Below are 22734 nucleotides of genomic sequence, written 5' to 3'. Positions count from 1 at the left end.
GTCGCGCGCCAGGCGGACCATGTGCGCCAGCGGGCCTTCCTCCAGCCGCAGCACGTCGAGTTCCTGCTGCGCGAAGTAGCCGATCGACAGGCCCTTGCCTTCCTGGATGTGGCCGCCGAGGCGCTGGATGGCGCCCGCGAGCGTCTTCACCACGGTGGACTTGCCCTGGCCATTGGCGCCGAGGATGCCGATGCGCTGGCCCGGCAGCACGGACTTGCTGATGTTCGAGACGATGACGTTGTCGCCGTAGCCGACCGACACCTCGTCCATCACGATCATCGGGTTCGGCAGGCTCTGCGGCTCGCGGAACTCGAACTCGAAGTCGGCGCTGGTGAGGATCGGCGCCAGCTTGGTCATGCGGTCCAGCGCCTTGACGCGGCTCTGGGCCTGCTTGGCCTTGCTGGCCTTGGCCTTGAAGCGGTCGATGAAGCGCTGCAGGTGGGCAACCTTTTCCTGCTGCCTGGAGAAGGCGGCCTGCTGCTGCGACATGCGCTCGGCGCGCATCAGCTCGAAGCCGCTGTAGTTGCTGCCGTAGCGCGTGACCTGGGTTTCGTCGAGGTGCAGCGTGACCTTGGTGACGGCGTCGAGGAATTCGCGGTCGTGGCTGATGACCAGCATCGTGCCGTCGAAGCGCAGCAGCCAGGCCTCCAGCCAGACCAGCGCGTCCAGGTCCAGGTGGTTGGTCGGCTCGTCCAGCAGCAGCAGGTCACCCGGGCACATCAGCGCCCGCGCCAGTTGCAGCCGCATCCGCCAGCCGCCCGAGAAGCTGTTGACCGGCGCATCGAGCTGGCTGACGCGGAAGCCCAGGCCGAGCAGCAACGACTGCGCCCGTGCCGGCGCATCGAAGGCACCGACTTCGCCGAGCAGGGCATGGGCGTCGCCGATGGCGTGGCCGTCGTCGGCGGCTTCGGCGGCGGCCAGCGCGGCGCGGGCGGCCATCAGCGGCTTGTCGCCTTCGAGCACGAATTCGGTGGCGCCGGTGTCGGTTTCCGGCATGTCCTGCGCGACCTCGGCGATCTCCCAGCGCGGGGGCATCTCGACATCGCCCTGGTCCGATTGCAGCCGCCCGGTCAGCAGCGAGAACAGCGAGGACTTGCCGGCGCCATTGCGGCCGACGAGCGAGGCCTTCTCGCCGGGTTGCAGCGTGAAGGACGCGTTCTGGAGGACGATCTTGACGCCGCGGCGCAGCGTGATGGACTTGAACTGGAGCATGGGGGGCCGCGCGGGGCGGATCAGCGGTTGTCGGCGACGGTCTTGAGCGCGGCCAGGGATTCGGAGAGGTCGATCACGGCCATGGCGTAGTACGCGGACCAGTTGTAGCGTGTGATGACCCAGAAATTATCGGTGCCGGCGACGAAGCTGGGCGCTTCGACGCCGTTGCGCAGCTCCACCAGCGCGAGCTTGCCGGTGTGCTGCTGGCCGGCGGGGCTGAGCAATGCCCCGCGCTGGGCCAGTTCCGTGGCGGTGAAACTGGGCAGGATGTCGGGTGCGAGCAGGGCCTCGCGGTCGGCGTCGGTCGTCGGAGGGAGCACGTCGTAGTGCGTGGCCATGCCCCGGACCCAGCCGTGTCCGGCCAGGTAGTTGGCCACGCTGCCGATCACGTCGGGCGTGCTGCGCTGCAGGTCGATGCGGCCGTCGCCGTCGAAGTCGATGGCGAACTTGAGCCAGGTGCTCGGCATGAACTGCGGCATGCCGAGCGCGCCGGCGTACGAGCCCTTCAGGCTGAGCGGATTGATCTTGTCGCGGGAGGCGAGGGCGAACAGCGCCTCCAGCTCGTCGCGGAAGAACTCGCTGCGGTCGCTGCGTCCGCGTGGGAAATCGAAGGCCAGCGTCGCCAGCGCATCGACGGCGCGGAAACCGCCGGTCTGGCGTCCGTAGATCGTTTCGACGCCGATGATCGCGACGATGACCCGCGCCGGCACGCCCCAGCGTTCTTCCGCCTGGCGCAGCCACAGTTCGTTGTCGCGCCAGAAATTGACGCCCTCGCGCACGCGCAGCGTGTCGAGAAAGCGCGAGCGGTAGACCTTCCAGTTCTTCGCCGCCGGGCTGGCCGCGGGCAGGATGAACTTGGCGACCTGGGCCTGGTAGCGTGCTTCCGACAGCGTGGTGGCGACCACGTCTTCGTCGAGTTCGGGATGACGCTGGACGAGATCCTTGATGAAGGTGGAGACATCCGCCCGGGCTTCGTAGCCAGCGGGCGGGCTGGGGGCCACCGGCACGCGCGGAGCGGCCATGGTGGACCAGAAGGGGGTCAGCAGCAGCGCGGAACACAGGGTTGCGCGCACGATTCGAAGGGCAGACATGGCCTGATTGTCGCCGCTTTGGCACACTGCCAGAAAACACCACTGGAGACCCCCATGACCTTTCCTGACGAAGCCTTGCTGTTGCGCGTCCAGGACGCCCGCGGCGTCGTGACCCTGACGCTCAACCGCCCGCAGGCCTTCAACGCGCTGTCGGAGGCCATGCTGGCCGCCTTGCAGTCCGAACTGGACGCGCTGGCGGAGGACCCGTCCGTGCGCTGCGTGGTGCTGGCGGCGGCCGGGCGCGCCTATTGCGCCGGCCACGACCTGAAGGAGATGCGCGCCGAGCCGAGCCTGGCCTACTACCGCGACCTCTTCACCCGCTGCGGCAAGGTGATGCTGTCGATCCAGCGCCTGCCGGTGCCGGTGATCGCCCGTGTCCATGGCGTGGCGACGGCGGCGGGCTGCCAGCTCGTGGCGACCTGCGACCTGGCGGTGGCGGTGGAGACGGCGCGCTTCGCAGTCAGCGGTGTCAACCTGGGCCTGTTCTGCTCGACGCCGAGTGTCGCGCTGTCGCGCAACGTCGGGCGCAAGACGGCGTTCGAGATGCTGGTGACGGGCGAGTTCCTGTCCGCGAACGAGGCGCTCGCCAAAGGACTGGTCAACCGGGTCGTGCCGGCCGACGCGCTGGACGCCGAGGTCGAGCGCCTGGCCGCCAGCATCGTGGCCAAGCCGCGCGCCGCGGTGGCGATGGGCAAGGCGCTGTTCTACCGCCAGCTGGAAATGGGCACCGAGGCGGCCTACCAGACCGCCGTCCAGACGATGGCCTGCAACATGATGGACGACAGCGCGCTCGAAGGGGTGCAGGCGTTCAATGAAAAACGGCCGCCGAACTGGCAGCCGTCGTCCTGATCCCGATGCCGAACCGGCGGGTCACATGCCGGCGTAATTCGGCCCGCCGCCGCCTTCCGGCGTGACCCAGACGATGTTCTGGGTCGGGTCCTTGATGTCGCAGGTCTTGCAGTGGACGCAGTTCTGCGCGTTGATCTGCAGCCGGTCGCTGCCGTTGTCGTTCTGGATGAATTCGTAGACGCCGGCCGGGCAGTAGCGCGTCTCGGGGCCGGCGTACTGCGCGAGGTTGATCTCCACCGGCACGCGGGCGTCCTTGAGCGTCAGGTGCGCAGGCTGCTGTTCCTCGTGGTTGGTGTTGGAGATGAACACCGAGCTGAGGCGGTCGAAGGTGATCACGCCGTCCGGCTTCGGGTACTCGATCCGTGCGCACTCGGCGGCCGGGCGCAGGCAGAGGTGGTCCGGCTTGTCGCGGTGCACGGTCCACGGCGGTGCGGCGAAACCGAGCTTGGGCAGCAGCCACTGCTCGATGCCGGTCATCAGCGAGCCGACGTAGACCCCCTTCTTGAACCACTGCTTGAAGTTGCGCGACTTGTCGAGTTCGGCGTGCAGCCAGCTCGACTCGAAGGCGGCAGGGTAGGCCTGGAGTTCATCCTGCTGGCGGTCGGCGGCCAGGGCCTCGAACGCGGCTTCGGCGGCGAGCATGCCGGTCTTGATCGCGGCGTGGCTGCCCTTGATGCGCGCGGCATTCAGGTAGCCGGCGTCGCAGCCGATCAGCGCGCCGCCCGGAAACACGGTCTTGGGCAGGCTCAGCAGACCGCCCGCTGTGATGGCCCGCGCGCCATAGCCCAGCCGCTTGCCACCTTCCAGATACTGGCGGATCGACGGGTGCGTCTTCCAGCGCTGCATTTCCTCGAACGGGCTCAGCCACGGGTTCTTGTAGTCCAGCCCGGTGACGAAGCCGAGCGTGACCTTGTTGTCTTCGAGGTGGTAGAGGAAGCCGCCACCATAGGTGTCCGGCTGCATCGGCCAGCCGGCGGTGTGGACCACGAGGCCGGGCTGGTGCTTGGCCGGGTCGATTTCCCACAGCTCCTTGATGCCGAGGGCGTAGCTCTGCGGATCCTTGCCGTCGTCCAGCTTGAACCTGGCGATCAACTGCTTGCCGAGGTGGCCGCGTGCACCTTCGGCGAACAAGGTGTACTTGCCGTGCAGTTCCATGCCGATCTGGAAGCTGTCGCCCGGCTCGCCGTCCTTGCCGACACCCTGGTTGCCGGTGGCGATGCCCTTGACGCGGCCGTGCTCGTCGTAGAGCACTTCGGCGGCCGTGAAGCCCGGGAAGATCTCGACACCGAGGGCTTCCGCCTGCTCGCCCATCCAGCGCACGACGTTGCCGAGGCTGACGACGTAGTTGCCGTGGTTGTGGAAGCAGTCGGGGATGAGCGCTTGCGGGGTCCTGGTGGCTCCGGTCTCCGACAGGAACAGCACTTCGTCGGCGGTCACTGGCTGGTTCAGGGGCGCACCACGCTCCTTCCAGTCCGGGAACAGCTCGTTCATCGCGATCGGGTCCATGACGGCACCCGACAGGATGTGCGCACCCGGCTCCGAGCCCTTCTCGATCACCACGACCGACAACTCCTGGCTCTTGGCCGCTGCAAGTTGTTTGAGGCGGATGGCGGCGGCCAGTCCGGCAGGGCCGGCACCGACGATGACGACGTCGTATTCCATCGTGTCGCGGGGGCCGAACTGGTCGAGGATCTCCTGGGGGCTCATGGGCGTCCTTGTAATGGCGGGGTCTGGGTCATGCGGGGCGGACGAGATTCTAACGGCCTGCGAACCAAAAAAGAACGATCGTTCTTTTTTGGCGCCGTGAAACCATGCCGTGCGCCAATTGGCACGGCTGGTGATCGCGGAGAGATATCAGGAGTAAGTCGGCCATTTCTGCGTTTTGTTCAATTCGGGTGCTTCTATGCTGAGTGCATCGGCTTGCGGACAGTACCGCCCGCTTGGCCGGTACTGTCTGGTCAATGTGGGGTGTCCGATGCTGGGTTTGCTGGTTTCCGAATTCGTGAACATGGTCGAAGCGCGCCACGGAGTGCCTGCGGCGGAGGCCATCCTCTTCGGCACGGACGTTCCCTCTGGCAACGACGACGACCTGCTCGACACCTATCCGACCGTCCAGCTCCAGGTGCTGTTCGAGGCCCTGTCGCGCCGGGTCGGCGAGACGCCGCATGCGCTGCTCCAGGGGCTGGCCAGCCGGGTCGTTGGTCGGATCCGGCTTGTCAATCCGGATGTGTTCGCCCGGCACGCCGACCTGTTCGGCCAGATCGCCGTCGACGGTGAGGATGTGGTGCTGCGCTCCTACGAGATCGACGAGTCCGAGGTCGAGGAAATCGAGCTGCTGCTTGGCGAGCGCCAGCAGGCACAGCGGCTGGTCCGCGGCCTGCTCGACGATCTGGCCCGCTACGAGCGCCGCCGTCTTCCTGCGCGGCGCCACCCGGTCGCCGCCACCCTGGCGCAGGTGCGCACCCTGATGCGCTGAGGTGCAGGGCGTCCGCTGTGGCGCCGAGGTGGTGCAGCGGGCGTGACAGGACACCCGCATGGGGCGTGCTATCTTCAGGTGAAGATTTCGACCAACATCGATCCACACCGAAAGAGGAGCAATTCCATGAGCTACCCCATCGATCTGTCCGGCCGCGTGGCCCTCGTCACCGGGGCCTCCAGCGGCCTGGGTGCACAGTTCGCGCGGGTGCTGTCTCGCGCAGGTGCCGCGGTTGTGCTGGCTGGCCGGCGCACCGACCGCCTGAAGGCATTGCGTGCCGAGCTGGAGGCTGCGGACGGCGATGCCCATGTGGTGGAACTGGATGTCACCAGCATCGACAGCATCAAGTCTGCCGTGGCCCACGCCGAGACCGAAGTCGGCGTGCTCGACATCCTGGTCAACAACTCCGGTGTCAGCACGACCCAGAAGCTGGTCGATGTCACCCCGGAGGATTTCGACTTCGTGTTCGACACCAATGTGCGCGGCGCCTTCTTCGTCGCGCAGGAAGTCGGCAAGCGCATGGTGGCCCGCGCCCGTGGTGCCGCACCGGGCACGTACACCGGTGGCCGCATCGTCAACATCGCCTCGATGGCCGGCCTGCGCGTGCTGAGCCAGATCGGCCCCTACGCGATGAGCAAGGCGGCCGTGATCCACATGACCCGCGCGATGGCGCTGGAGTGGGGCAAGTACGACATCAATGTCAATGCGATCTGCCCCGGCTACATCGACACCGAGATCAACCACCACCACTGGCAGACCGACGCCGGCCAGAAGCTGATCCACATGCTGCCGCGCAAGCGCCTGGGCACGCCGCAGGATCTGGACGCGGTGCTGATGATGCTGTGTGCCAACGAGAGCCGCTTCATCAACGGCGCCGTCATCCAGGCCGACGACGGCTTCGGCCTCTGAAGCGGACACCAGGAGGTTGCCGATGAGAAGGAACCTGACGCCGCTGGAGGCGCGCATCGTCGCGGTGCTGGTCGAGAAGGAGGCGACCGTGCGCGACTCCTACCCGCTGTCGCTGAACGCGCTGTGCGCCGGCTGCAACCAGAAGACCGCACGTGAGCCGGTGATGGCGCTGGGTGACGCCGAGGTGCTGGCTGCGATCGAGGAGCTGAAAGCGCTGAGCCTCGTCAACGAGGTCAGCGGCATGCGGGTGGTGCGCTATGAGCACAACCTGGCGCGGGTGCTGGGGGTCCCCGGTGCGGCAGCAGCGCTGCTGACGATGCTGGCGCTGCGTGGCCCGCAGACCGCTGCCGAGCTGCGCCTGCACTGCGAGCGGCTGCACCGTTTCGCCGATGTGTCGTCGGTCGAAGGGTTCCTCGACGAGCTGGCCGACAAGGATCCACCGCGCGTGCGCAAGCTGCCGCGGGCGCCGGGTGCGCGCGAGTCGCGCTGGGCCCACCTGCTGTGCGGCGACGCGGGGCTGGAGGCGATGTCCACCGAGTCGGCGTCGGCCCATGCCGCCGATGCCGGTCTGGCCGAGGAGGTGGCGGTGCTGCGCGCCGAGGTGCATGAACTGCGCGGACAACTCGGCCGGCTGGCGGCCGCGCTCGGTGTGGAACTGTGACCGTGCGCTTCAAGACGACGGTGCGGGCGGACTTCCCGGCGCAGCAGTCGGTGCTGCGAACGGTGCTGCTGCCGAACGCGATCCGGTCGCTGGTCTCGGGTGACTGACCGCGGACTGCTGATCGCCCTGCTGGCGCTGGTGGCGCTGCAGCTGGTGGCGCTGCTGTGGCTGGTTTGGCGCCGCCAGGCCGAGGCCGCCGAGCCTGCCGATGCGACCGAACGCCTGCAGGCCACGGCCGACGCCATCATCGACGCCGGCCATGCCCACAGCGAACGTGTCGAGCGCGAACTGCGCACCGAAGTGCAGGGCAGCGCCCGCGGCACCCGCCAGGAGCTGAGCGCGGCCTTGTCGCAGTTCCAGCGGCTGCTGCTGACCCAGACCGGCGAGGCCAGCCGCACCCAGTCCGAGCACCTGCGCCAGCTCACCGAGGCCAACGACCGCCGCCTCGCCGGGCTCCAGCAGTCGATGGAGCAGCGGCTGGACGCCGTGCAGCTCAGCGTCGAGCAGCGTCTGGCGAGCCTGCAGGCCGACAACGAGCGCAAGCTCGAACAGATGCGTGCCACCGTGGACGAGAAGCTGCACGCCACGCTGGAGGCCCGCCTCGGCGAGAGTTTCAAGCAGGTCGCCGACCGGCTGGAGCAGGTGCACCGCGGCCTGGGCGAGATGCAGACGCTGGCCCAGGGCGTGGGCGATCTGAAACGTGTGCTGGGCAATGTGAAGACACGCGGCCTGCTGGGCGAGGTGCAGCTTGCAGCGCTGCTGGAGCAGGTGTTCACGGTCGAGCAGTACGCGACCAACGTGGTCACCGTGCCGGGCAGCAACGACCGGGTGGAGTTCGCGATCCGCTTGCCAGGACGTGGTGCCGAGGGCCTCGATGCACCAGTCTGGCTGCCGATCGACGCCAAGTTTCCACGCGAGGATTACGAACGCCTGCTGGACGCGCAGGACCGCGCCGACAAGCCCGCCGCCGAGCTGGCCGCCCGCGCGCTGGAGCTGCGGGTGCGCGACGAGGCCCGCACGATCGCCGCCAAGTACCTTGCGCCGCCGCACACCACCGACTTCGCCGTGCTCTTCCTGCCCACCGAGGGCCTGTATGCCGAGCTGCTGCGCCGCCCCGGTCTGAACGAGCGGCTGCAGCGCGAGCACCGCGTCACGCTGGCCGGGCCGACCACCTTGCTGGCCATGCTCAACAGCCTGCAGATGGGCTTTCGCACGCTGGCGCTGGAGCGGCGCAGCGCGGAGGTCTGGAAGATTCTGGGCGCGGTGAAGACCGAATTTGCGCGTTTCGGGGAGGTGCTGGAGAAGACCCGCAAGAAGCTGCACGAGGCCAGCCAGACGATCGAGTCCGCGGAAGTGCGCACGCGGGCGATGGCGCGGCAGCTGCGCGCCGTGGAGTCGCTGGATCCCGCAGACGGGCCGCCAGCGCTGTCGGCCGGTTCACCCCCCGATTGAAGGGGGTGTCTCCAATTGCGTGGGCAGGTGCCCTGTTCGGCGCAGGGCAAAGTGCGTAGGCTCAGGACCGATTTTGTCCGCAGTCGATGCCCGTTCTTCCATTCGATGGAGGAGTTGGTCCTGAAACCTCCGTCGCTTGACAAGGCGGCTCTTCGGAGCCGCCTTTTTTTTCGACCAATTGTCCGTCGTGTCGCTACCGCGCTGGGTCCAGCGCATCCCGCAGCGCTGCCTCGACCGGAAAGGGCGATCCGGTGATCCACGCGGCCAGCACCTGCGCGCCGAGCGTGGCGCTGGTGATGCCCCGCGATCCGAGACCGCTGCAGACGAACAGGCCATGGCAGCGCGGTACGTGGCGCAGTTGGTCCAGCCGGATCCGGCCGCTCTGGCGCGCGGCGTCGCAGGCAGTGCGGTCGAGCGGCGGGCCGATCATGGGCAGGCGGTCCGGGGTGGTGGCGCGCCAGCCGACGCGGCCCTCCGGCTCGATGGTTTCCAGCGCCGCCGTGCCCGGCAGGCAGATTCCGAGCCGGGTGGCGCGCGCCAGGTTGTGCTGGTGGTCGGCCAGCCGCACAGTGCCGTCCCGGTCCTCGGCCTGACTGGTCGCGCCTGTCAGCACCCGGCCGTCCGGCAGTGTCAGGCCGTAGCCTTGTCCCGACAAGGCCATGCGCGGGGGGCACAGCCCCGGCGTGTTGCCCGGCAGGAGCGTCGTCTGTCCCCGCACGGCCTGCAGCCGCAGGGATGGCGCATGCGGCTCCAGCAGCCGATCGACCGCAACCGCATTCGCCAGCACGACCACCGGTGCCTGTGCCAGCACCTGCCCGCGGTGGTCCAGCGCCTGCCAGTCGCCCGAAGCGCCCGACGGGCTGTAGCGCAGCGCCGTGACCTCGGCGTGTCCCTGGAACCGTGCCTGTCCCGCCGACACCGCCTGCGCCAGCAGCCAGCGCGACCAGTCGCCCGGCGACAGCCAGCCCGCATCGGCATAGAACCAGCCGCCGGTGGCCACATCCAGGCCGGTGTGGCCACGCGCCTCGGCCGCCGTGACCCAGCGCACATAGGTGTCTGGCAGACCGACCCGGGCGAGCTGTGCGGCGGCCTGTTCTGCCTCCAGCCGATCTTCCAGCCGCACGAATCCGCGCAGGTCACCTGCCACGGCGCCCGACGCAATCGCCGGACGTGCCAGTCGGGCCGTCAGCTGCGATGCGGCGCGGAACCAGCGTGCATGCAGGCTGTCGGGGGCGTTGAAGGTGCCGTGCATCAGGCCGCCGGGATTGCCCGAGGTTTCCTGCGCCGGGGCGGTCTGCCGGTCCAGCACGGTCGCAGTCCAGCCCTGGCGTGCCAGCGCCCAGGCGGCGGCACATCCGGCCAGTCCGGCGCCGATGACCAGGGCCTCGCGCGGCCCTGGGTGCCGCCGGCGAAACGCTGCCGGTTGTGGAAGGGTGAAACGTGGCGCGAAGCGGGCCTGCGTGCCGCCGGTCTCCGCGGTGTCCGCCACGAATCCGTGTCGGGCGAGGTCGTTCCGCACCGAGGGATCGGTCCGCGGCGTCACCAGCGTGGCTCCGGGTGCAGCCAGCCGGTTCAGCCGCCGCAGCAGATCGGGTGTCAGCGGGATGCCGGTGTCGAGGAGGAAGGTGTCCACCTGCGCCTGCAGTCCGCGCAGGCGGGTCTCCACGTCCGCCGATTCGCCGGGCACCCGCATCCACTGCACCCGACCGTCTTCGAAGTCCACGCTGTCCGGGCCGCCGAGTGCCAGGACGATCAACCGCTCGCAGCGCAGCGGATCGGCGCACCAGACGGTGCGCAGCCGCGCGGATGCGCCGGTGCCGAGGTCGAGAACGACCATGTGTTCGCGGTGCCGCCAGCGTGCAGGCAGGCCGCTGGCAGCGAGGAGGTCGAAGGACTGGGCGGAGGCTGTCATCCGCCGTCGTCCCTGCGTCGGAACGTGAGCCACCCCGCGACGATGGTGAACGCGATCACGATGCTCACCACGACAAAGAATCCGTGCGGGTGGTTGGCCAGCGGGATGCCCCCGACGTTCATGCCCAGCAGGCCGGCGATGATGTTGATGGGCAGTGCGAGCACCGTGACGATGGTCAGCACGAAGAGGCTGCGGTTGGTCTGCTCGTTGATCTGGGCGGCCACTTCTTCCTGCAGCAGCTTCACCCGCTCCTGCAGCGACACCATGTCACGCAGCACCACGGAGAACTCTTCCGTGGCATCGCGCAGGTCCTGCACGTCCAGATCGGCCATCCACACCGGCGGGTGCTGGAGCAGCCGGAACAGCGCGGCCGGCTCTGGCAGTAGCAGGCGCTGCAGCCGCACCAGCAACCGCCGCATGGCACCCAGGCGCGAGCGCTTGTGGTTCAGCCGTCCGGCGAGCAGCCGGTCTTCCACGTCATCGATCTGCAGCGTGGCCCGCCGCACCAGATCGACCAGCATGTCGGCCTGGTGCCGCAGCAGTTGCGCCAGCAGGTCGGCGGTCGAGCGCACCGGTTCGCCATCGCGCACCGCCACGCGCAGCTGGTCGATCGAGCGCAGCGGCTTGCGGCGCCCGGTGACCAGCAAGCGGCGATTCAGGCAGATCCACAGCGTGGCCGTGTCGGTCGGCTCGAAGAAGAAGTCGAACTGCAGGTCGTTGACGACTGCCAGCAGCGCCTGCTCGACCCGTTCCACGCGGGTGGAGTTCAGGCCACCGTGCAGCGATTCGAAGAACGCTTCGGGGAGATCGGCATGGTCCCGCAGCCAGCGTTCGGTGGCGTTGTTGGCCAGGTTGACATGCAGCCACAGCAGACCGGCTTCGGCCGTGTCCTCGGCCTCGTCCGGATGGTCGGCCAGCCACTGCTGCGCCTGCGTGGACGAGACTGGCCTGGCCTGCAGCGACGCTTGCGCATCGGCGAGAACGGCTGGCGCGGCAAACTGGAAGCCCCAGATCAGCCCGGCCGGGTCACTGCCATAGAGGTTCTCGCCAGGGAGTGCATGTTGTGAGTCGATGGTCATCCGTCCGGTGGCCTGCAGCCCGAATAGCGGGGGTGCCGAGTCTGCCGCATTTCTGTGAAATGTTCAGGTGAACTCTGCTGCCGAAGCGGTGCAATCCTGGCATGGCGAGGTGCCGGACTACGGGCTGGACACTGCGGGCAGGATCAGCGTCTCGGTCAGCGCGTTCAGCCCGAGCACGCCGCGGCTGTCCGACCGGAGGGCCCGCAGTCGCAGGCGTTCGAGCGCGTGGATGTCCATCGCGCGTGCCAGGTGGATGAGCGAGGTGACGTAGCGGCGTGTGTGCCGCGAGCGCCTGCCGCACGCCCGTGCAGGCAAAGCCTCTCGGCCGGTGCGGGCGCAAGCTGGCGGGGTGGGGCGTGGGGGCTTCATGCGGTGATTCTGCGGCCCCGGAACACGCCGGTCCCCCGACCGAAGTACGGCTCAGCAAGCGCTGTAGACCGGTGCGAAGCCACCCCCCGCGGTGCGAAAGTTGGTCGTCTGCCCTTGGTAGAGCCGCGCGGCCACCCACTGTACCTGCGTGTCGTAGGCGTAGGCGCGCAGGTCGAATTTCATCGGACGCTGGGTCTCGTCCGCGGCGAGATGGCGCTGGCCGGGGGTGGCGAGTGCTTGGGCGACATAGTCGCCTGCGCGGGCGAGGATCTCGTCCCAGACCCGCCGGGTGAGCTTGTCGCCACGCCACGCCGCACGGCTGCCGTAGCCGCTGGCCGGCTTGAAGAACAACCCGCGTCGCCTCTCCCAGAGCCGCGCTGCGTGGAGCGCGGTGACCACTTCGGTGTGCGGCACCTGTGCCAGCAGCACGGCCCGTGTCTCGGCCGCCACCCCCAGCGCGATCAGCTCGGCTTCGTCGCTGAAGACCGCCAGGTGGCGCTTGTCGGCGTAGAGCGCGTGGGCCTGCGGATGGGGCGTGATGGCGGCTGTCTGCGTCATCCAGGCCTGGCGCAGCGCGGCGCTGGCAGGCTGCTCGAAGTAGAAGTCGGTCAGTCGGTTGTAGACCAGATCGATTGCAGTGTCACCGTGCCAGAGGCGGCCGGCGTGCCAGTCGAGTTCGGCGGGATCTGCCACCACGGCCTGCAGACCGTGGCGCTCGAACAGCCCGCGGAAGAGCAGGAATTCGGCGTAGAGGTACTGCTGCGCGGGCGCTTCGTCGACGATCGCGACCGTGCGCAGGGGCGTGGCGCGGCCGGTGCGCTGCCATTCGGCTTGGAACATGGCGACGATCGCGGCCTCGAACGCCGCGGCATGGGCCACCGTTGGCACCAGCAGGGCCATCCCGGGGCAGCAGGTGCGCTGGGCACGGGCGAGCACGGCATTCAGCAGCGCACCGCCGGCGTTGGTGTTGACTTCGATCAGGCCGAGCTGGTCGCGGTCGAGGTGGAAGTCGTACCCGAAGAACACGCTGCGCGGCAGCGACTGCCCGGCCGGCACCGGCACGCGCGCGGTCTCGGAGGCGGTGGCCAGCACGCGCTCGCGCCATGCGGGTCGGGTGACGACCGATTCGACCGCGTGGACGACCTCGGCCATGCGCTGCAGGTGCGTGCCAGCGACGAACACCGGCTGCGCAGCGAAGACGAAGGGGCAGCGCTCGCGCACCAGCGCCGACAAGCCGGGTGCGCCCAGCTCCGCATCCAGCGCGCGGGCGAGGGCGTTCCGGTCGAGCGTCAGGCAGTGGCAATCCAGGTTCATCGCATGGGCCAGCGCGGTACCTGTCGTGGCCTGTGCGTGCGGGTTGGCGTCGCCAGCGAGGTCCATGGTTGTGTTGACCACTTCGCTCATCGCCGGGCTTGTCGGTGCGTCGAGTTCAAGGTCATGGATTGCCGCTGAGCGGTGCCGGCGTCGGGTGGCCGAGCAGCCGGTCCAGCCCGATTCCCAGGACTGCGCCAGCGCACTGCGCCACCACGAACCCTGGCACGCTGCCAGGGGCGATGCCGGCAAAGGTATCGCTCCACATCCGACCGAAGGCCGCAGCCGGGTTGGCGAAGGACGTCGAGGCCGTGAACCAGTAGGCCGCACCGATGTAGGCGGCCACCAGCGACGGGGCCTTGCCCGTCCCGGCGCGCAGGATCACCAGCAGCAGACCTGCCGTGGCGACGGCTTCGGCCAGCCACTGGCCGTGACCGGTGCGTACCTTGGTCGACCATTGCAGCACCGGCAGGTCGAACATGGCGTGGGCCAGCCAGGCGCCCGCCATGGCACCGACGAGTTGCGCCAGCACGTACGGCAGCAGCCAGGCCGCCGCCAGATCGCCGCGCCAGGCCATCGCGGCACTGACCGCAGGGTTGAAGTGCGCACCGCTGACGGGCCCGAAGACCTCGATCAGCACATACAGTCCACCGACGGTGGCCGCCGTGTTGGCCAGCAGTGCGACGGCGATGTTGCCGCCCGAAAGCCGTTCCGCCATGATCCCCGAGCCGATGACGATCGCGAGCAGCAGGGCCGTTCCCAGGGCTTCCGCGCCCAGGCGCCGAGGCAGTGTGGACATCGCGTCAGCTCCGGCCGATGGCGACGAGCGCGGCTTGCAGCGCGGCCCGGTCCATCGTTTCCAGCGGCAGGGCCAGCAGTTGCAGCATCCGGTAGCCGATGGCCTGCCGGGTCAGCTCGAAGGCGCGTGGCTGGTCGGCCTCGGGTGCGTTGGATGGATCGGGGTAGCCCCAGTGCACCTTGACCGGCTGCTGGCCCGCACCCCCGAAGAACACCGGGCAGGACTCGGCCGCTGCGGCGTCGCACACGGTGATCACGATCGACAGCGGCGGCGCTTCGGGCGTGGTGAACGTGTCCCAGGACTTGCTGCGGCAGGCGCTGGTGTCGATGCCGGCGTGATCGAGTGCCTGGAGTGCGTGCGGGTTGATGCGGCCGCTCGGCGCGCTGCCGGCACTGTGGGCCTGGACATCCTTGCCCAGCCTGGCGGCCAGGTGGTTCAGCATGCCCTCGGACAGCACGCTGCGGGCCGAGTTGTGGGTGCAGAGAATGAGGACGTGGGTGGTCATGGGGATCAGCAGCAGGAAGAGCCGGAGGACTTGACCGGGATCCCGGTCGGGTTGCCGCGCGAGGCCGGCGTGCAGCAGGTGGTGCCGCAGTCGGGGGCGGTGGTGGTGGCGCAGGCGGTGGCTGCGCCTTCGCAGCAGTGTGCGGTGAGGTAAGCGAGCAGGGCGTTCATCTGCGCCATCGCGGCGCGGTAGATGAGGTTGCGGCCATCGCGCTCCTGGCTGACGAGGTCGGCATGCACCAGCTCCTTCAGGTGGAAGGACAGTGTCGAGGCCGGGACGTCGAGCAGCGCGCCGAGCGCACCGGGGGTCATGCCGTCCGGGCCGGCGCCGACGAGGACCCGGAACACGCGCAGTCGCATCGGCTGGGCCAGCGCGGCCAGTGCAGTGGTGGCAGTTGATTCTTCCATTATTCCATCATATTGGAAATATGGATCTTTTTCAGCGCGATTTTCATTGCTGGAGCCGGTCTGTCAAAACGCTGTCACATGGCGGCGCGACCATGACAGTTCCGCTTCTGGCCTTCCGGTGAGTCGATCCCATGCATGAACCTGCCGTTCCAGCGCCGCGCCCACCCCACAGGACCGTTCTTGTGGTGGTCGAGGAGACCGTGATCCGCGAACTGCTCGCAGTCCATTTCCGGTTCGCCGGGTTCTTTCCGATGCTGGCGGCGTCGTCTGTCGAGGCACGGAGGCTTGCGGGCGAAGTGCGTCCCGATGTGGTGCTGGTCGACCCGGACACGCCGGCCACCGCCGACACCGGCTTCGCAGCCGAGGCGGTGCCGCCGTTGCCGCTGGTGCTGGTCTCCGCGCAGTCGTCGACCGGATGCGGTGCGGCGCTGCAGCTGTACAAGCCGTTCGCTCCACGCGAACTGGTGGGCGAGGTGGTGCGGCTGCTGCGGCGCGATCCGCAGCGCCTGCGTGCCGGGCCGATCGTGATCGATGCCGAGCGGCACCTGATCACGGTGAACCGCCAGGGGCGTGCCACGCCGGTCGAGCTGGCGCCGGTGGAGCTGAAGCTGCTGCAGTGCCTGATGGCGCGGCCGGACCATGCGATCGAACGCCGGCACATCCTGTCCACCGTCTGGGGCAAGGGCAGCGAGGTCGATGTCCGCACCGTGGACCAGAACATCAAGCGCCTGCGCCGCTGCCTGGAGGATGCCGGCGCAGGCGATGTCATCCGCACCGTGCGTGGCGTCGGCTACCGCTTCAGCTCAGTGCCATGACGTTCGTTCATGACGCCCGTTGTCACCAAGGTTTCACAGTGGCCACCTACAGTGGTGACGTTCCCGCTACTGGCCATTCCGGCCCCATTCCAGGGAGGATCCCCCAATGAGCGACAAGCATCTCTCGAGCCAGTTCGACGCTGAACTCAGCGGCATTTCGGCCCGGGTCCTCGAAATGGGTGGTCTGGTCGAAGCCCAGGTGGCACAGGCAGTCCATGCGCTGACCCACTTCAGCCCGGTGACGGCCGAACAGGTGATCCGCCAGGAGCACCGGGTCAACCAGATGGAGATCGACATGGACCGCGATCTCTCGACCGTCATCGCGCGCCGCCAGCCGACCGCCCGCGACCTGCGCCTGCTGATCGCCACCTCGAAGACCATCGGCAATCTGGAGCGTGTCGGCGACGAGGCCGCCCGCATCGCGCGCACCGTGCAGCGCGTGATGACCTTCGGCATGTCCGGCCGTCTGCCGATTGCCGACGTCGCGTTCGAGGCCGGACTCGCGGTCACCTCGCTGCGCCGGGCGCTCGATGCCTTCGCCCGGCTGGATGCACCGCAGGCGTTGCTGGTCATCAAGCAAGACAGCGAGATCGACGCCGAGTTCGACGGACTGATGCGCAAGCTCATCACCTACATGATGGAGGATCCGCGCACCATCTCGGCCTGCATCGACCTCGTCTTTGTCGTCAAGGCGCTGGAGCGTGTTGGCGACCATGCCAAGAACATCGCCGAACAGGTGATCTACGTCGTCAAGGGCGCCGATGTGCGCCACTCGCCGCTCGACAGCGTCGAGACGGTGGTGAAGTGAACCGCCACAGCAGGGACTGAAAGACCATGGGACGCATCCTGATCGTCGAGGACGAGCCGGCCATCGCCGAGCTGATCGCGCTGAATCTGCGCTACGAAGGCCATGACGTGCGGGTGGCCGGCACGGCCGACGCCGCGGTGCGGCAAGTCACCGAACAACTGCCCGAACTGGTCATCCTGGACTGGATGCTGCCGGGCGAGTCGGGGGTGTCGCTGGCGCGCCGCTGGCGGTCCGATGCCCGCACACGGGAGCTGCCCATCATCATGCTGACGGCCCGCTCGGAAGAGCGCGACCTGATCCAGGGGCTCGACGCCGGCGCGGACGATTACCTGACCAAGCCCTTCTCGACCGGCGAGCTGCTGGCGCGCATCCGCGCGGTGCTGCGCCGCAAGCTGCCCGAGGCACTGGACACACCGATCGAAGCCGGCCCCATCCGGCTCGACCCGGCCACGCGCCGCGTCTGGCATGGCCAGGAGGAGGTCGCGCTCGGTCCGACCGAGTTCCGTCTGCTGCGCTTCCTGATGTCGCATCCGGAGCGGGTGCACAGCCGCAACCAGCTGCTGGACCGCGTCTGGGGCGACCATGTGTTCATCGAGGAGCGCACGGTCGATGTCCACATCAAGCGGCTGCGGGCCTCGCTGGCGCCGGCCGGGTGTGCCGACCTGATCGAGACGGTGCGTGGCGCCGGCTACCGTCTGGCCCGACCGAACCTGTCCAGCCAGGCGGCGCAGTGACCTGGGCGCTGCTGCTGTGTGGCGTGGTGGCGCTGGTCGCTTCGGCGGTGGCGGCGGGGCTGTGGCGGCGGCAGCAGCGCTTGCTGCGCTGGACCGCGGCGGGCATGGGCGAGACCGACGCGCCGCTGCTGCCCGGTTCCATCGGCGAGATCGGTCAGCGGGTCGAGCGTGCCCTGCGGGCCGGCGCGTCCGCCCAGGCTGGGCAGGCACGGCGGCTGGACTCGTTCCTCACCGCCATCGACGCCTCGCCCAACGGCATCCTGCTGCTCGACGCCCAGGACCATCTCCAGTGGATCAACCAGACCGCGGCCGGCCACTTCGGCCTGGATGTGCAGCGGGACCGCGACCAGCGGGTGACGAATCTCGTGCGCTCGCCGGCGTTCGTGGAACACCTGCAGACCGGGCGTTTCGATGAGGGCGTGAGTTTTCCGAGCCCACGGGGCGACACGATGCTCTCGGTGGCCGTGCGGCCTTATGGCGATTCGATGAAGCTGGTGCTGTCGCAGGACATCACCGCCCGCGAGCGCAGCGACCGCATGCGGCGCGACTTCGTCGCCAATGTCTCGCACGAGATCCGCAGCCCGCTGACGGTGCTGGCGGGCTTCATCGAGACGCTGTCCGATCTGCCGCTGACCGGGGCGGAGCGCCAGCGAGTGCTGGTGCTCATGCGCCAGCAGACCGACCGCATGCGCAACCTCGTCACCGACCTGCTGGCCCTGGCCCAGATCGAAGGGGCGCCGCGGCCGCTGTCGGACACCTGGACCGATGTGGGCGAGCTGATGTCGCAGATCGAGATCAGCGCGCGGGCGTCCGACCGAGATCGCCACCATTTCGAGTTGCAGGCCGGCGAGCCGGCGCAACTGGGCGGGACCGAGCCGGAGCTGTTCAGCGCCTTCTGGAACCTGGTGAGCAATGCACTGCGCTACACACCGCCGGGCGGCAGCGTGACGGCGCAGTGGGCATTGCGCGCGGATGGCACGGGCGAGTTCCGGGTGACCGACACCGGTGCCGGCATCGAGCGCGAGCACATTCCCCGCCTGACCGAGCGCTTCTACCGTGTCGACGGCAGCCGCTCGCGCGAGACCGGAGGCACCGGACTGGGGTTGGCGATCGTCAAGCATGTGGTGCAGCGCCACGACGGCGAGCTGCTGATCGACAGCGTGCCGGGCAAAGGTTCGGTATTCCGCATCGTGCTGCCGGCATTCCGGGTCCGGGCCCGTATCCCTGCGCCACCAAGGACACGGTCCGAGCCTGTAATCTGAGGGTTTGCATCATTCCAGGCTGATCCAGATGACCGCTGCGCTTGCTTCTTCCGCCCTCGACCAGACGTTCTTCCACGCCCACACGGCCAACCGCTTCACCGCCGAGCCGGTCAGCGACGCGACGCTGCACGCGCTCTACGACCTGTGCAAGTTCGGTCCGACCTCGATGAACTGCCAGCCGCTGCGGCTGGTCTTCGTGCGTGGCGCCGAGGCCAAGGCCCTGTTGAAGGACACCTTGTCGCCCGGCAACCTCGACAAGACCATGGCCGCCCCGGTGACGGCCATCCTGGCCGTCGACACGGCATTCCACGAGCATCTGCCCGGCCAGTTCCCGTCTGGTGGTGCCGCCGCGGCACAGCGTTTCGCCGACAGTCCGGCGATGGCGGCCGAGGTCGGGCGTGTCAGCGGGACGCTGCAGGGCGGCTATCTGATCCTCGCCGCCCGCATGCTGGGCCTCGATGTCGGCCCGATGGGCGGCTTCGACCGGGTCAAGGTGGACGCTGCGTTCTTTCCCGACGGACGCTTCCAGTCCTTCCTGCTGGTCAACCTGGGGTATGCCGATCCGGCGGGCAATCGTCCGCGTGGCCCACGTCTGGAATTCGAGCAGGTGGCGCGCATCCTCTGAAGAGGACCTCGCCATGCACGCCCCGCCCAAGCCCGATCCGGGGTCCGTGGCCAGCCCGGGAACGCCGACCCGCCAGCAATCCCGCGAGGAGGTCTCGCGGGTCGTGATGCTCTACGCGCTGGCATCGGTTCTCTGGATCATCCTGTCCGATACCCTTGTCCAGTGGCTGCTGCCGGACCCTGTCCTGCGTGCCGTGGCCGGGACGTTCAAGGGCTGGGTGTTCATCGGTGTCACGGCGGTGGCCCTGTATGGTCTGCTGCTGCGCAGTGTGGAGCGCGGGCACCGGGCGTTCGACCGTGAGCGTGCCGCCTGGCGGCAGCGCGATGACGCCATGGCCTTGCTGCAGTCCCTGGTCGATGCATCGCCGGATGCCATCTTCGTGAAGGACCGGACAGGACGCTACCAGCTGTTCAACGAGGCGGCTGCCCGTCTCGTCGGCAAGCCGGTTGCGCAGGTGATCGGCCAGGACGATCGTGCGCTGTTCGACGCAGACCAGGCGGCGATGGTGCTGGCCAACGACCAGCAGGTCATGGCCATGGGACAGGATCTGACGTTCGAGGAGGTGCTCGACACGGTCGCTGGCCAGCGAACCTTCCAGGCACTCAAGGGGCCGCTGCGGGGCTCCGACGGTCAGGTCACCGGCATGTACGGCATCTCGCGCGACATCACGCCACGCCGGCTTGCCGAGCGTGCACTGCAGGTCAGCGAACAGCGCTATCGGCTGGCGGCGAGCCACGGGCAGGTCTGGGACTGGAGCGCCGACACCGGTCAGCTGATCGTGGCTCCCGAGTTCTGGCATGCCCAGGGCCTGCCTGTCCCGACATCGGACAACAGCCTGAGGCAGTTCGAGGCGTCTCTGCATCCGGAGGATCTGCCGTGTTTCCGCACCGCGCTCACGGCCCACCTGCGGCGACAGGCGCGTTACCGGCTGGAATTCCGCATGCGCCATGCCGATGGATCCTGGCGCTGGTTCCACACCCAGGGACAAGCCGTGTGGGACCAGCAGGGCCGTGCCATCTACATGGCTGGCACGACCTTCGAGATCACCGAGCGCAAGGGCGCCGAGGATGCGCTGCGCGAGTCCGAGGCCTACCGGCGCCTGGTGTTCGAGCAGCTGGCCGATGGGGTGCTGCTGATCGACAACACGCTGATGGTGCTGGATGCCAACCCGCAGGCACTGGCCATGCTGGGCTACACCCGCGCGGAACTGCTGCGCCTGTCGCTGCATGATCTGCTGGCTGGACACGAGCGCCCGCGGCTGGAGGCCGAGCGGGTCCGGCTGCTGTCGGGGGGGACGTACCTGGACGAATGGGAACACCGGCGCCGCGACGGCACGCAGTTCCCGGCCGAAGTCAGCGTGCGATCGCTGGACGGGCAGCGCCATGTGCAGGTGCTGCGCGACATCACCGGGCGGCGGGCTTCGGAGAAGGCGCTGCTGACCTACCAGCTGGAACTGTCCGAACTCACCCAACGCCTGCTGGAGCAGGAAAAGCAGACCACCCAGCGTGTGGCGCAGTCGCTGCACGACCATGTCGGCCAGACGCTGGCGGTGATTCGGCTGAATCTGGACGCAGCGCAGGCGACCTATGGCGCCTTGATGCCTGCCGGTCTGAAGCAGACCTGCAGCGGCCTGGCGCAGATGCTCGACCAGGTGGTGCGCGAGGTGCGGCTGGTGCTGGTCGATCTGCGTCCGCCGCTGCTGGAGGCACAGGGATTGGTGGCGGCCATCGACAACGAGATCCGCGCGCGGGTGTTGCCCGGGGTAGGCGGTGACGCCAGTGTGGACGTGCTGATCGAGGTCAGCGACGAGGTGGCGGCCCGGCGCTGGCCGGCCGATGTCGAATACGGGGTGTTCATGGTGGCGCGGGAGGCCATCGCCAACGCCCGCCAGCACGCGGGCGCGAGCCTGATCCGCGTGATCCTGGGCGCAGACACCGGGTCCGGCACCGACGGGCTGGCGCTGGACGTGCTGGACGACGGGCACGGCATTCCCGCACCCATGCAGCAGGGCCGACCCGGCCACCTCGGCATCGTCGGCATGCGCGAGCGGGCGATTGCCATCGGTGCCCGGTTCTCGGTGGGGCCTGGTCCGGATGGCGGGACGCAGGTCACTCTGCGCTGGCAGGCGAGCAAGGCATGAGCGAGCTTTATCTGGTCGATGACCACGCGATGATGCGCGACGGGTTGCGTGCGGTGCTGCAGGCGGCAGGCCACCGGGTGGTGGGCGAGTCGGGCGAGCCGACGGTGGCGCTGGCCGAGTTGCAGCAGCTCCAGCCGGCCTTGCTGCTGCTGGATCTGCACCTGGGCGAGCACTCCGGGCTGGGACTGCTCGGCGAGTTGCAGCGCCGCCGGTTGCCGGTCCGCACCATTGTGCTGAGCATGTCGGCGCAGCCCCGCCATGTGGCCGAAGCCCTGCGGCTGGGTGCGATGGGCTATGTGCTCAAGGGGTCGCCGTCGAGCGAATTGCTGGGGGCGGTCGACGCTGTGCTGCAGGGGCGGCGCCACCTGAGCCCGGACGTGGCCGATCTGGCGGTCCAGGGTCTGACGGCCCGCGACGAACCCTCCGCGCTCGAAGGGCTGTCGGTGCGCGAGCGGCAGATCATCGGGATGGTCGTGCGCGGGCATTCGAGCACCGAGATCGGCGCGCTGCTGCACCTGTCGCCCAAGACGGTCGATTCCTACCGCAGCCGGCTGATGGGCAAGCTGGGTGTGTCGGACGTGCCGGCGCTGGTGCGACTGGCCATTCGTGCCGGATTGATCGATGCGGCCGAACCGTGAATTCGTTCCATGGCGTGCAGGGCACTGACGGCAATTGACGGCACCGACCATCCAGAACTCCCCGCAGACCCCACCGATGGGCACTTCTAGAGTACCGGCACGCTGGAAGTCACTCTGGTGCCGCTCCGGCACCACTCCGGCGGGAGTGCCGGTGTGTCCCTGTCCCTTCTGGAGTCTGAATCTCCTTGCCGCGTGCTGGTGGTTGTCGGCTCGCAGCGCCGGCTGGCCGAGGTGCGTGCGGCGCTGGGCCGCGTCATGCCGGGCGGACGGGTGGACATCGCCGACAGCGTGGTGGAGGCGCTGCTGCGCCTGACCCGCAAGCCGGCGCAGTTGCTGGTGCTGGACCTGGTGGTCGACGGTGCTTTCGCACCGGCGGTCGTCCGGCACCTGGCGCGTGTGGCGCCAGTCACCGAGGTGCTGGTGTTCGACGACCATGCCCGAACCGTTCCAGGCCACCAGCGGGTGCAGGCCTGGGAAGAACTGGACAGCGTGCTGACACGCTGGTGGACGGCTGTTCAGCGGCCCGCCACCGGGCCGCACGACGCAGACGAAGCAGGCAGTCCGGCATGAAACCGGCACCATTTCCTCCGAACGAATCGGCGCGTCTGCAGACCCTGACCGGGTTGAACGTGCTCGACACGCCGGCCGACCCGGTGCTGGATGGTCTGGTACGCAGTGCC

The 22734-nt window shown here is 68.7% G+C and carries 22 protein-coding genes and 1 pseudogene; 13 read left to right on the top strand and 10 right to left on the bottom strand.

Annotated elements, in window-relative coordinates; all coding sequences use genetic code 11:
- The coding region (locus AB3X43_RS13145; RefSeq protein WP_369430307.1) for an ABC-F family ATP-binding cassette domain-containing protein at window positions 1-1212 on the bottom strand (1212 nt) is incomplete at its 3' end.
- Window positions 1213-1232: 20 nt separating this feature from the next.
- Window positions 1233-2303 carry a lytic murein transglycosylase B gene (gene mltB / locus AB3X43_RS13140; RefSeq protein WP_369430306.1) on the bottom strand — a complete coding sequence of 357 codons (1071 nt, stop codon included), beginning with the start codon at window positions 2301-2303 and terminating at the stop codon, window positions 1233-1235.
- Window positions 2304-2357: 54 nt separating this feature from the next.
- Between mltB and AB3X43_RS13135 the strand changes: the two genes are divergently transcribed.
- The gene (locus AB3X43_RS13135; RefSeq protein ID WP_369430305.1) at window positions 2358-3152 is read left to right on the top strand and encodes an enoyl-CoA hydratase; all 795 of its coding nucleotides are present in this window, start codon (window positions 2358-2360) and stop codon (window positions 3150-3152) included.
- A gap of 21 nt (window positions 3153-3173) precedes the next feature.
- Here the strand turns inward: AB3X43_RS13135 and AB3X43_RS13130 are convergent, their stop codons facing one another.
- On the bottom strand, window positions 3174-4859 hold the full coding sequence (locus tag AB3X43_RS13130; RefSeq protein WP_369430304.1) for an electron transfer flavoprotein-ubiquinone oxidoreductase: 1686 nt from the start codon (window positions 4857-4859) through the stop codon (window positions 3174-3176).
- A gap of 277 nt (window positions 4860-5136) precedes the next feature.
- On the opposite strand from AB3X43_RS13130, the gene AB3X43_RS13125 reads away from it, so the two are divergent.
- The 4 genes from AB3X43_RS13125 (at window position 5137) to AB3X43_RS13110 (ending at window position 8650) form a co-directional block, all read left to right on the top strand.
- Window positions 5137-5628: a hypothetical protein gene (locus tag AB3X43_RS13125; protein ID WP_369430303.1), complete on the top strand. Its 492-nt coding sequence runs from the start codon at window positions 5137-5139 to the stop codon at window positions 5626-5628.
- A 126-nt stretch (window positions 5629-5754) separates the two neighbouring features.
- Window positions 5755-6537 carry an SDR family oxidoreductase gene (locus AB3X43_RS13120; RefSeq protein WP_369430302.1) on the top strand — a complete coding sequence of 261 codons (783 nt, stop codon included), beginning with the start codon at window positions 5755-5757 and terminating at the stop codon, window positions 6535-6537.
- 22 nt (window positions 6538-6559) lie between these two features.
- On the top strand, window positions 6560-7198 hold the full coding sequence (locus AB3X43_RS13115) for a YceH family protein (protein WP_369430301.1): 639 nt from the start codon (window positions 6560-6562) through the stop codon (window positions 7196-7198).
- 99 nt (window positions 7199-7297) lie between these two features.
- Window positions 7298-8650 (top strand): DNA recombination protein RmuC, encoded by a 1353-nt coding sequence (locus tag AB3X43_RS13110; RefSeq protein ID WP_369430300.1) that lies wholly within the window; start codon window positions 7298-7300, stop codon window positions 8648-8650.
- Window positions 8651-8843: 193 nt separating this feature from the next.
- On the opposite strand, the gene mnmC1 is transcribed toward AB3X43_RS13110, so the two are convergent.
- The 7 genes and pseudogenes from mnmC1 to AB3X43_RS13075 form a co-directional block, all read right to left on the bottom strand.
- Complete coding sequence (mnmC1, locus tag AB3X43_RS13105; protein ID WP_369430299.1) at window positions 8844-10562, bottom strand: FAD-dependent 5-carboxymethylaminomethyl-2-thiouridine(34) oxidoreductase MnmC1; 1719 nt, start codon at window positions 10560-10562, stop codon at window positions 8844-8846.
- Window positions 10559-11641 carry a transporter gene (locus tag AB3X43_RS13100; RefSeq protein WP_369430298.1) on the bottom strand — a complete coding sequence of 361 codons (1083 nt, stop codon included), beginning with the start codon at window positions 11639-11641 and terminating at the stop codon, window positions 10559-10561. The genes mnmC1 and AB3X43_RS13100 overlap by 4 nt, the downstream gene beginning before the upstream one ends.
- A gap of 117 nt (window positions 11642-11758) precedes the next feature.
- Window positions 11759-12010: a hypothetical protein gene (locus AB3X43_RS13095; RefSeq protein WP_369430297.1), complete on the bottom strand. Its 252-nt coding sequence runs from the start codon at window positions 12008-12010 to the stop codon at window positions 11759-11761.
- Between the two features lie 51 nt (window positions 12011-12061).
- Window positions 12062-13390: a hypothetical protein gene (locus tag AB3X43_RS13090; RefSeq protein WP_369430296.1), complete on the bottom strand. Its 1329-nt coding sequence runs from the start codon at window positions 13388-13390 to the stop codon at window positions 12062-12064.
- 55 nt (window positions 13391-13445) lie between these two features.
- A complete protein-coding gene (locus AB3X43_RS13085) occupies window positions 13446-14120 on the bottom strand; it encodes an aquaporin (protein ID WP_369430295.1) in 675 nt (224 codons plus the stop codon).
- Between the two features lie 4 nt (window positions 14121-14124).
- Window positions 14125-14625 carry an arsenate reductase ArsC gene (locus AB3X43_RS13080; protein WP_369430294.1) on the bottom strand — a complete coding sequence of 167 codons (501 nt, stop codon included), beginning with the start codon at window positions 14623-14625 and terminating at the stop codon, window positions 14125-14127.
- An 86-nt stretch (window positions 14626-14711) separates the two neighbouring features.
- A pseudogene (locus tag AB3X43_RS13075) lies at window positions 14712-15032 on the bottom strand (ArsR/SmtB family transcription factor); the annotation flags it as partial.
- Between the two features lie 131 nt (window positions 15033-15163).
- Between AB3X43_RS13075 and AB3X43_RS13070 the strand changes: the two are divergent.
- From AB3X43_RS13070 to AB3X43_RS13035, 8 genes are all read left to right on the top strand, one after another.
- Window positions 15164-15847 carry a winged helix-turn-helix domain-containing protein gene (locus AB3X43_RS13070; protein ID WP_369430293.1) on the top strand — a complete coding sequence of 228 codons (684 nt, stop codon included), beginning with the start codon at window positions 15164-15166 and terminating at the stop codon, window positions 15845-15847.
- A 106-nt stretch (window positions 15848-15953) separates the two neighbouring features.
- On the top strand, window positions 15954-16655 hold the full coding sequence (gene phoU, locus AB3X43_RS13065; protein ID WP_369430292.1) for a phosphate signaling complex protein PhoU: 702 nt from the start codon (window positions 15954-15956) through the stop codon (window positions 16653-16655).
- 26 nt (window positions 16656-16681) lie between these two features.
- Window positions 16682-17389 carry a phosphate regulon transcriptional regulator PhoB gene (gene phoB / locus AB3X43_RS13060; RefSeq protein ID WP_369430291.1) on the top strand — a complete coding sequence of 236 codons (708 nt, stop codon included), beginning with the start codon at window positions 16682-16684 and terminating at the stop codon, window positions 17387-17389.
- Window positions 17386-18651, top strand: a complete 1266-nt coding sequence (phoR, locus tag AB3X43_RS13055) for a phosphate regulon sensor histidine kinase PhoR (protein ID WP_369430290.1) — start codon at window positions 17386-17388, stop codon at window positions 18649-18651. The genes phoB and phoR overlap by 4 nt, the downstream gene beginning before the upstream one ends.
- 28 nt (window positions 18652-18679) lie before the next feature.
- Complete coding sequence (locus tag AB3X43_RS13050; protein ID WP_369430289.1) at window positions 18680-19276, top strand: malonic semialdehyde reductase; 597 nt, start codon at window positions 18680-18682, stop codon at window positions 19274-19276.
- Window positions 19277-19289: 13 nt separating this feature from the next.
- Entirely contained in the window at window positions 19290-21416 is a 2127-nt protein-coding gene (locus tag AB3X43_RS13045) for a PAS domain S-box protein (protein ID WP_369430288.1), read from the top strand.
- Window positions 21413-22054, top strand: a complete 642-nt coding sequence (locus AB3X43_RS13040; protein ID WP_369430287.1) for a response regulator — start codon at window positions 21413-21415, stop codon at window positions 22052-22054. The genes AB3X43_RS13045 and AB3X43_RS13040 overlap by 4 nt, the downstream gene beginning before the upstream one ends.
- Before the next feature lie 153 nt (window positions 22055-22207).
- The gene (locus tag AB3X43_RS13035) at window positions 22208-22624 is read left to right on the top strand and encodes a hypothetical protein (protein ID WP_369430286.1); all 417 of its coding nucleotides are present in this window, start codon (window positions 22208-22210) and stop codon (window positions 22622-22624) included.
- Window positions 22625-22734 lie beyond the last annotated feature (110 nt).

Source organism: Sphaerotilus sp., assembly GCF_041083715.1.
In the GTDB taxonomy this organism is placed as follows: Bacteria; Pseudomonadota; Gammaproteobacteria; order Burkholderiales; family Burkholderiaceae_C; genus Sphaerotilus.
This window is presented reverse-complemented; position numbering and strand designations above follow the sequence as displayed.

Excerpts from the sequence above, each read along its gene's own strand:
- mltB (WP_369430306.1), bottom strand. The coding sequence starts at position 2,303 with ATGTCTGCCCTTCGAATCGTGCGCGCAACCCTGTGTTCCGCGCTGCTG.
- AB3X43_RS13135 (WP_369430305.1), top strand. The coding sequence starts at position 2,358 with ATGACCTTTCCTGACGAAGCCTTGCTGTTGCGCGTCCAGGACGCCCGC.
- AB3X43_RS13130 (WP_369430304.1), bottom strand. The coding sequence starts at position 4,859 with ATGAGCCCCCAGGAGATCCTCGACCAGTTCGGCCCCCGCGACACGATG.
- AB3X43_RS13120 (WP_369430302.1), top strand. The coding sequence starts at position 5,755 with ATGAGCTACCCCATCGATCTGTCCGGCCGCGTGGCCCTCGTCACCGGG.
- AB3X43_RS13115 (WP_369430301.1), top strand. The coding sequence starts at position 6,560 with ATGAGAAGGAACCTGACGCCGCTGGAGGCGCGCATCGTCGCGGTGCTG.
- mnmC1 (WP_369430299.1), bottom strand. The coding sequence starts at position 10,562 with ATGACAGCCTCCGCCCAGTCCTTCGACCTCCTCGCTGCCAGCGGCCTG.
- AB3X43_RS13100 (WP_369430298.1), bottom strand. The coding sequence starts at position 11,641 with ATGACCATCGACTCACAACATGCACTCCCTGGCGAGAACCTCTATGGC.
- AB3X43_RS13095 (WP_369430297.1), bottom strand. The coding sequence starts at position 12,010 with ATGAAGCCCCCACGCCCCACCCCGCCAGCTTGCGCCCGCACCGGCCGA.
- AB3X43_RS13090 (WP_369430296.1), bottom strand. The coding sequence starts at position 13,390 with ATGGACCTCGCTGGCGACGCCAACCCGCACGCACAGGCCACGACAGGT.
- AB3X43_RS13085 (WP_369430295.1), bottom strand. The coding sequence starts at position 14,120 with ATGTCCACACTGCCTCGGCGCCTGGGCGCGGAAGCCCTGGGAACGGCC.
- AB3X43_RS13080 (WP_369430294.1), bottom strand. The coding sequence starts at position 14,625 with ATGACCACCCACGTCCTCATTCTCTGCACCCACAACTCGGCCCGCAGC.
- AB3X43_RS13070 (WP_369430293.1), top strand. The coding sequence starts at position 15,164 with ATGCATGAACCTGCCGTTCCAGCGCCGCGCCCACCCCACAGGACCGTT.
- phoU (WP_369430292.1), top strand. The coding sequence starts at position 15,954 with ATGAGCGACAAGCATCTCTCGAGCCAGTTCGACGCTGAACTCAGCGGC.
- phoB (WP_369430291.1), top strand. The coding sequence starts at position 16,682 with ATGGGACGCATCCTGATCGTCGAGGACGAGCCGGCCATCGCCGAGCTG.
- AB3X43_RS13050 (WP_369430289.1), top strand. The coding sequence starts at position 18,680 with ATGACCGCTGCGCTTGCTTCTTCCGCCCTCGACCAGACGTTCTTCCAC.
- AB3X43_RS13045 (WP_369430288.1), top strand. The coding sequence starts at position 19,290 with ATGCACGCCCCGCCCAAGCCCGATCCGGGGTCCGTGGCCAGCCCGGGA.
- AB3X43_RS13040 (WP_369430287.1), top strand. The coding sequence starts at position 21,413 with ATGAGCGAGCTTTATCTGGTCGATGACCACGCGATGATGCGCGACGGG.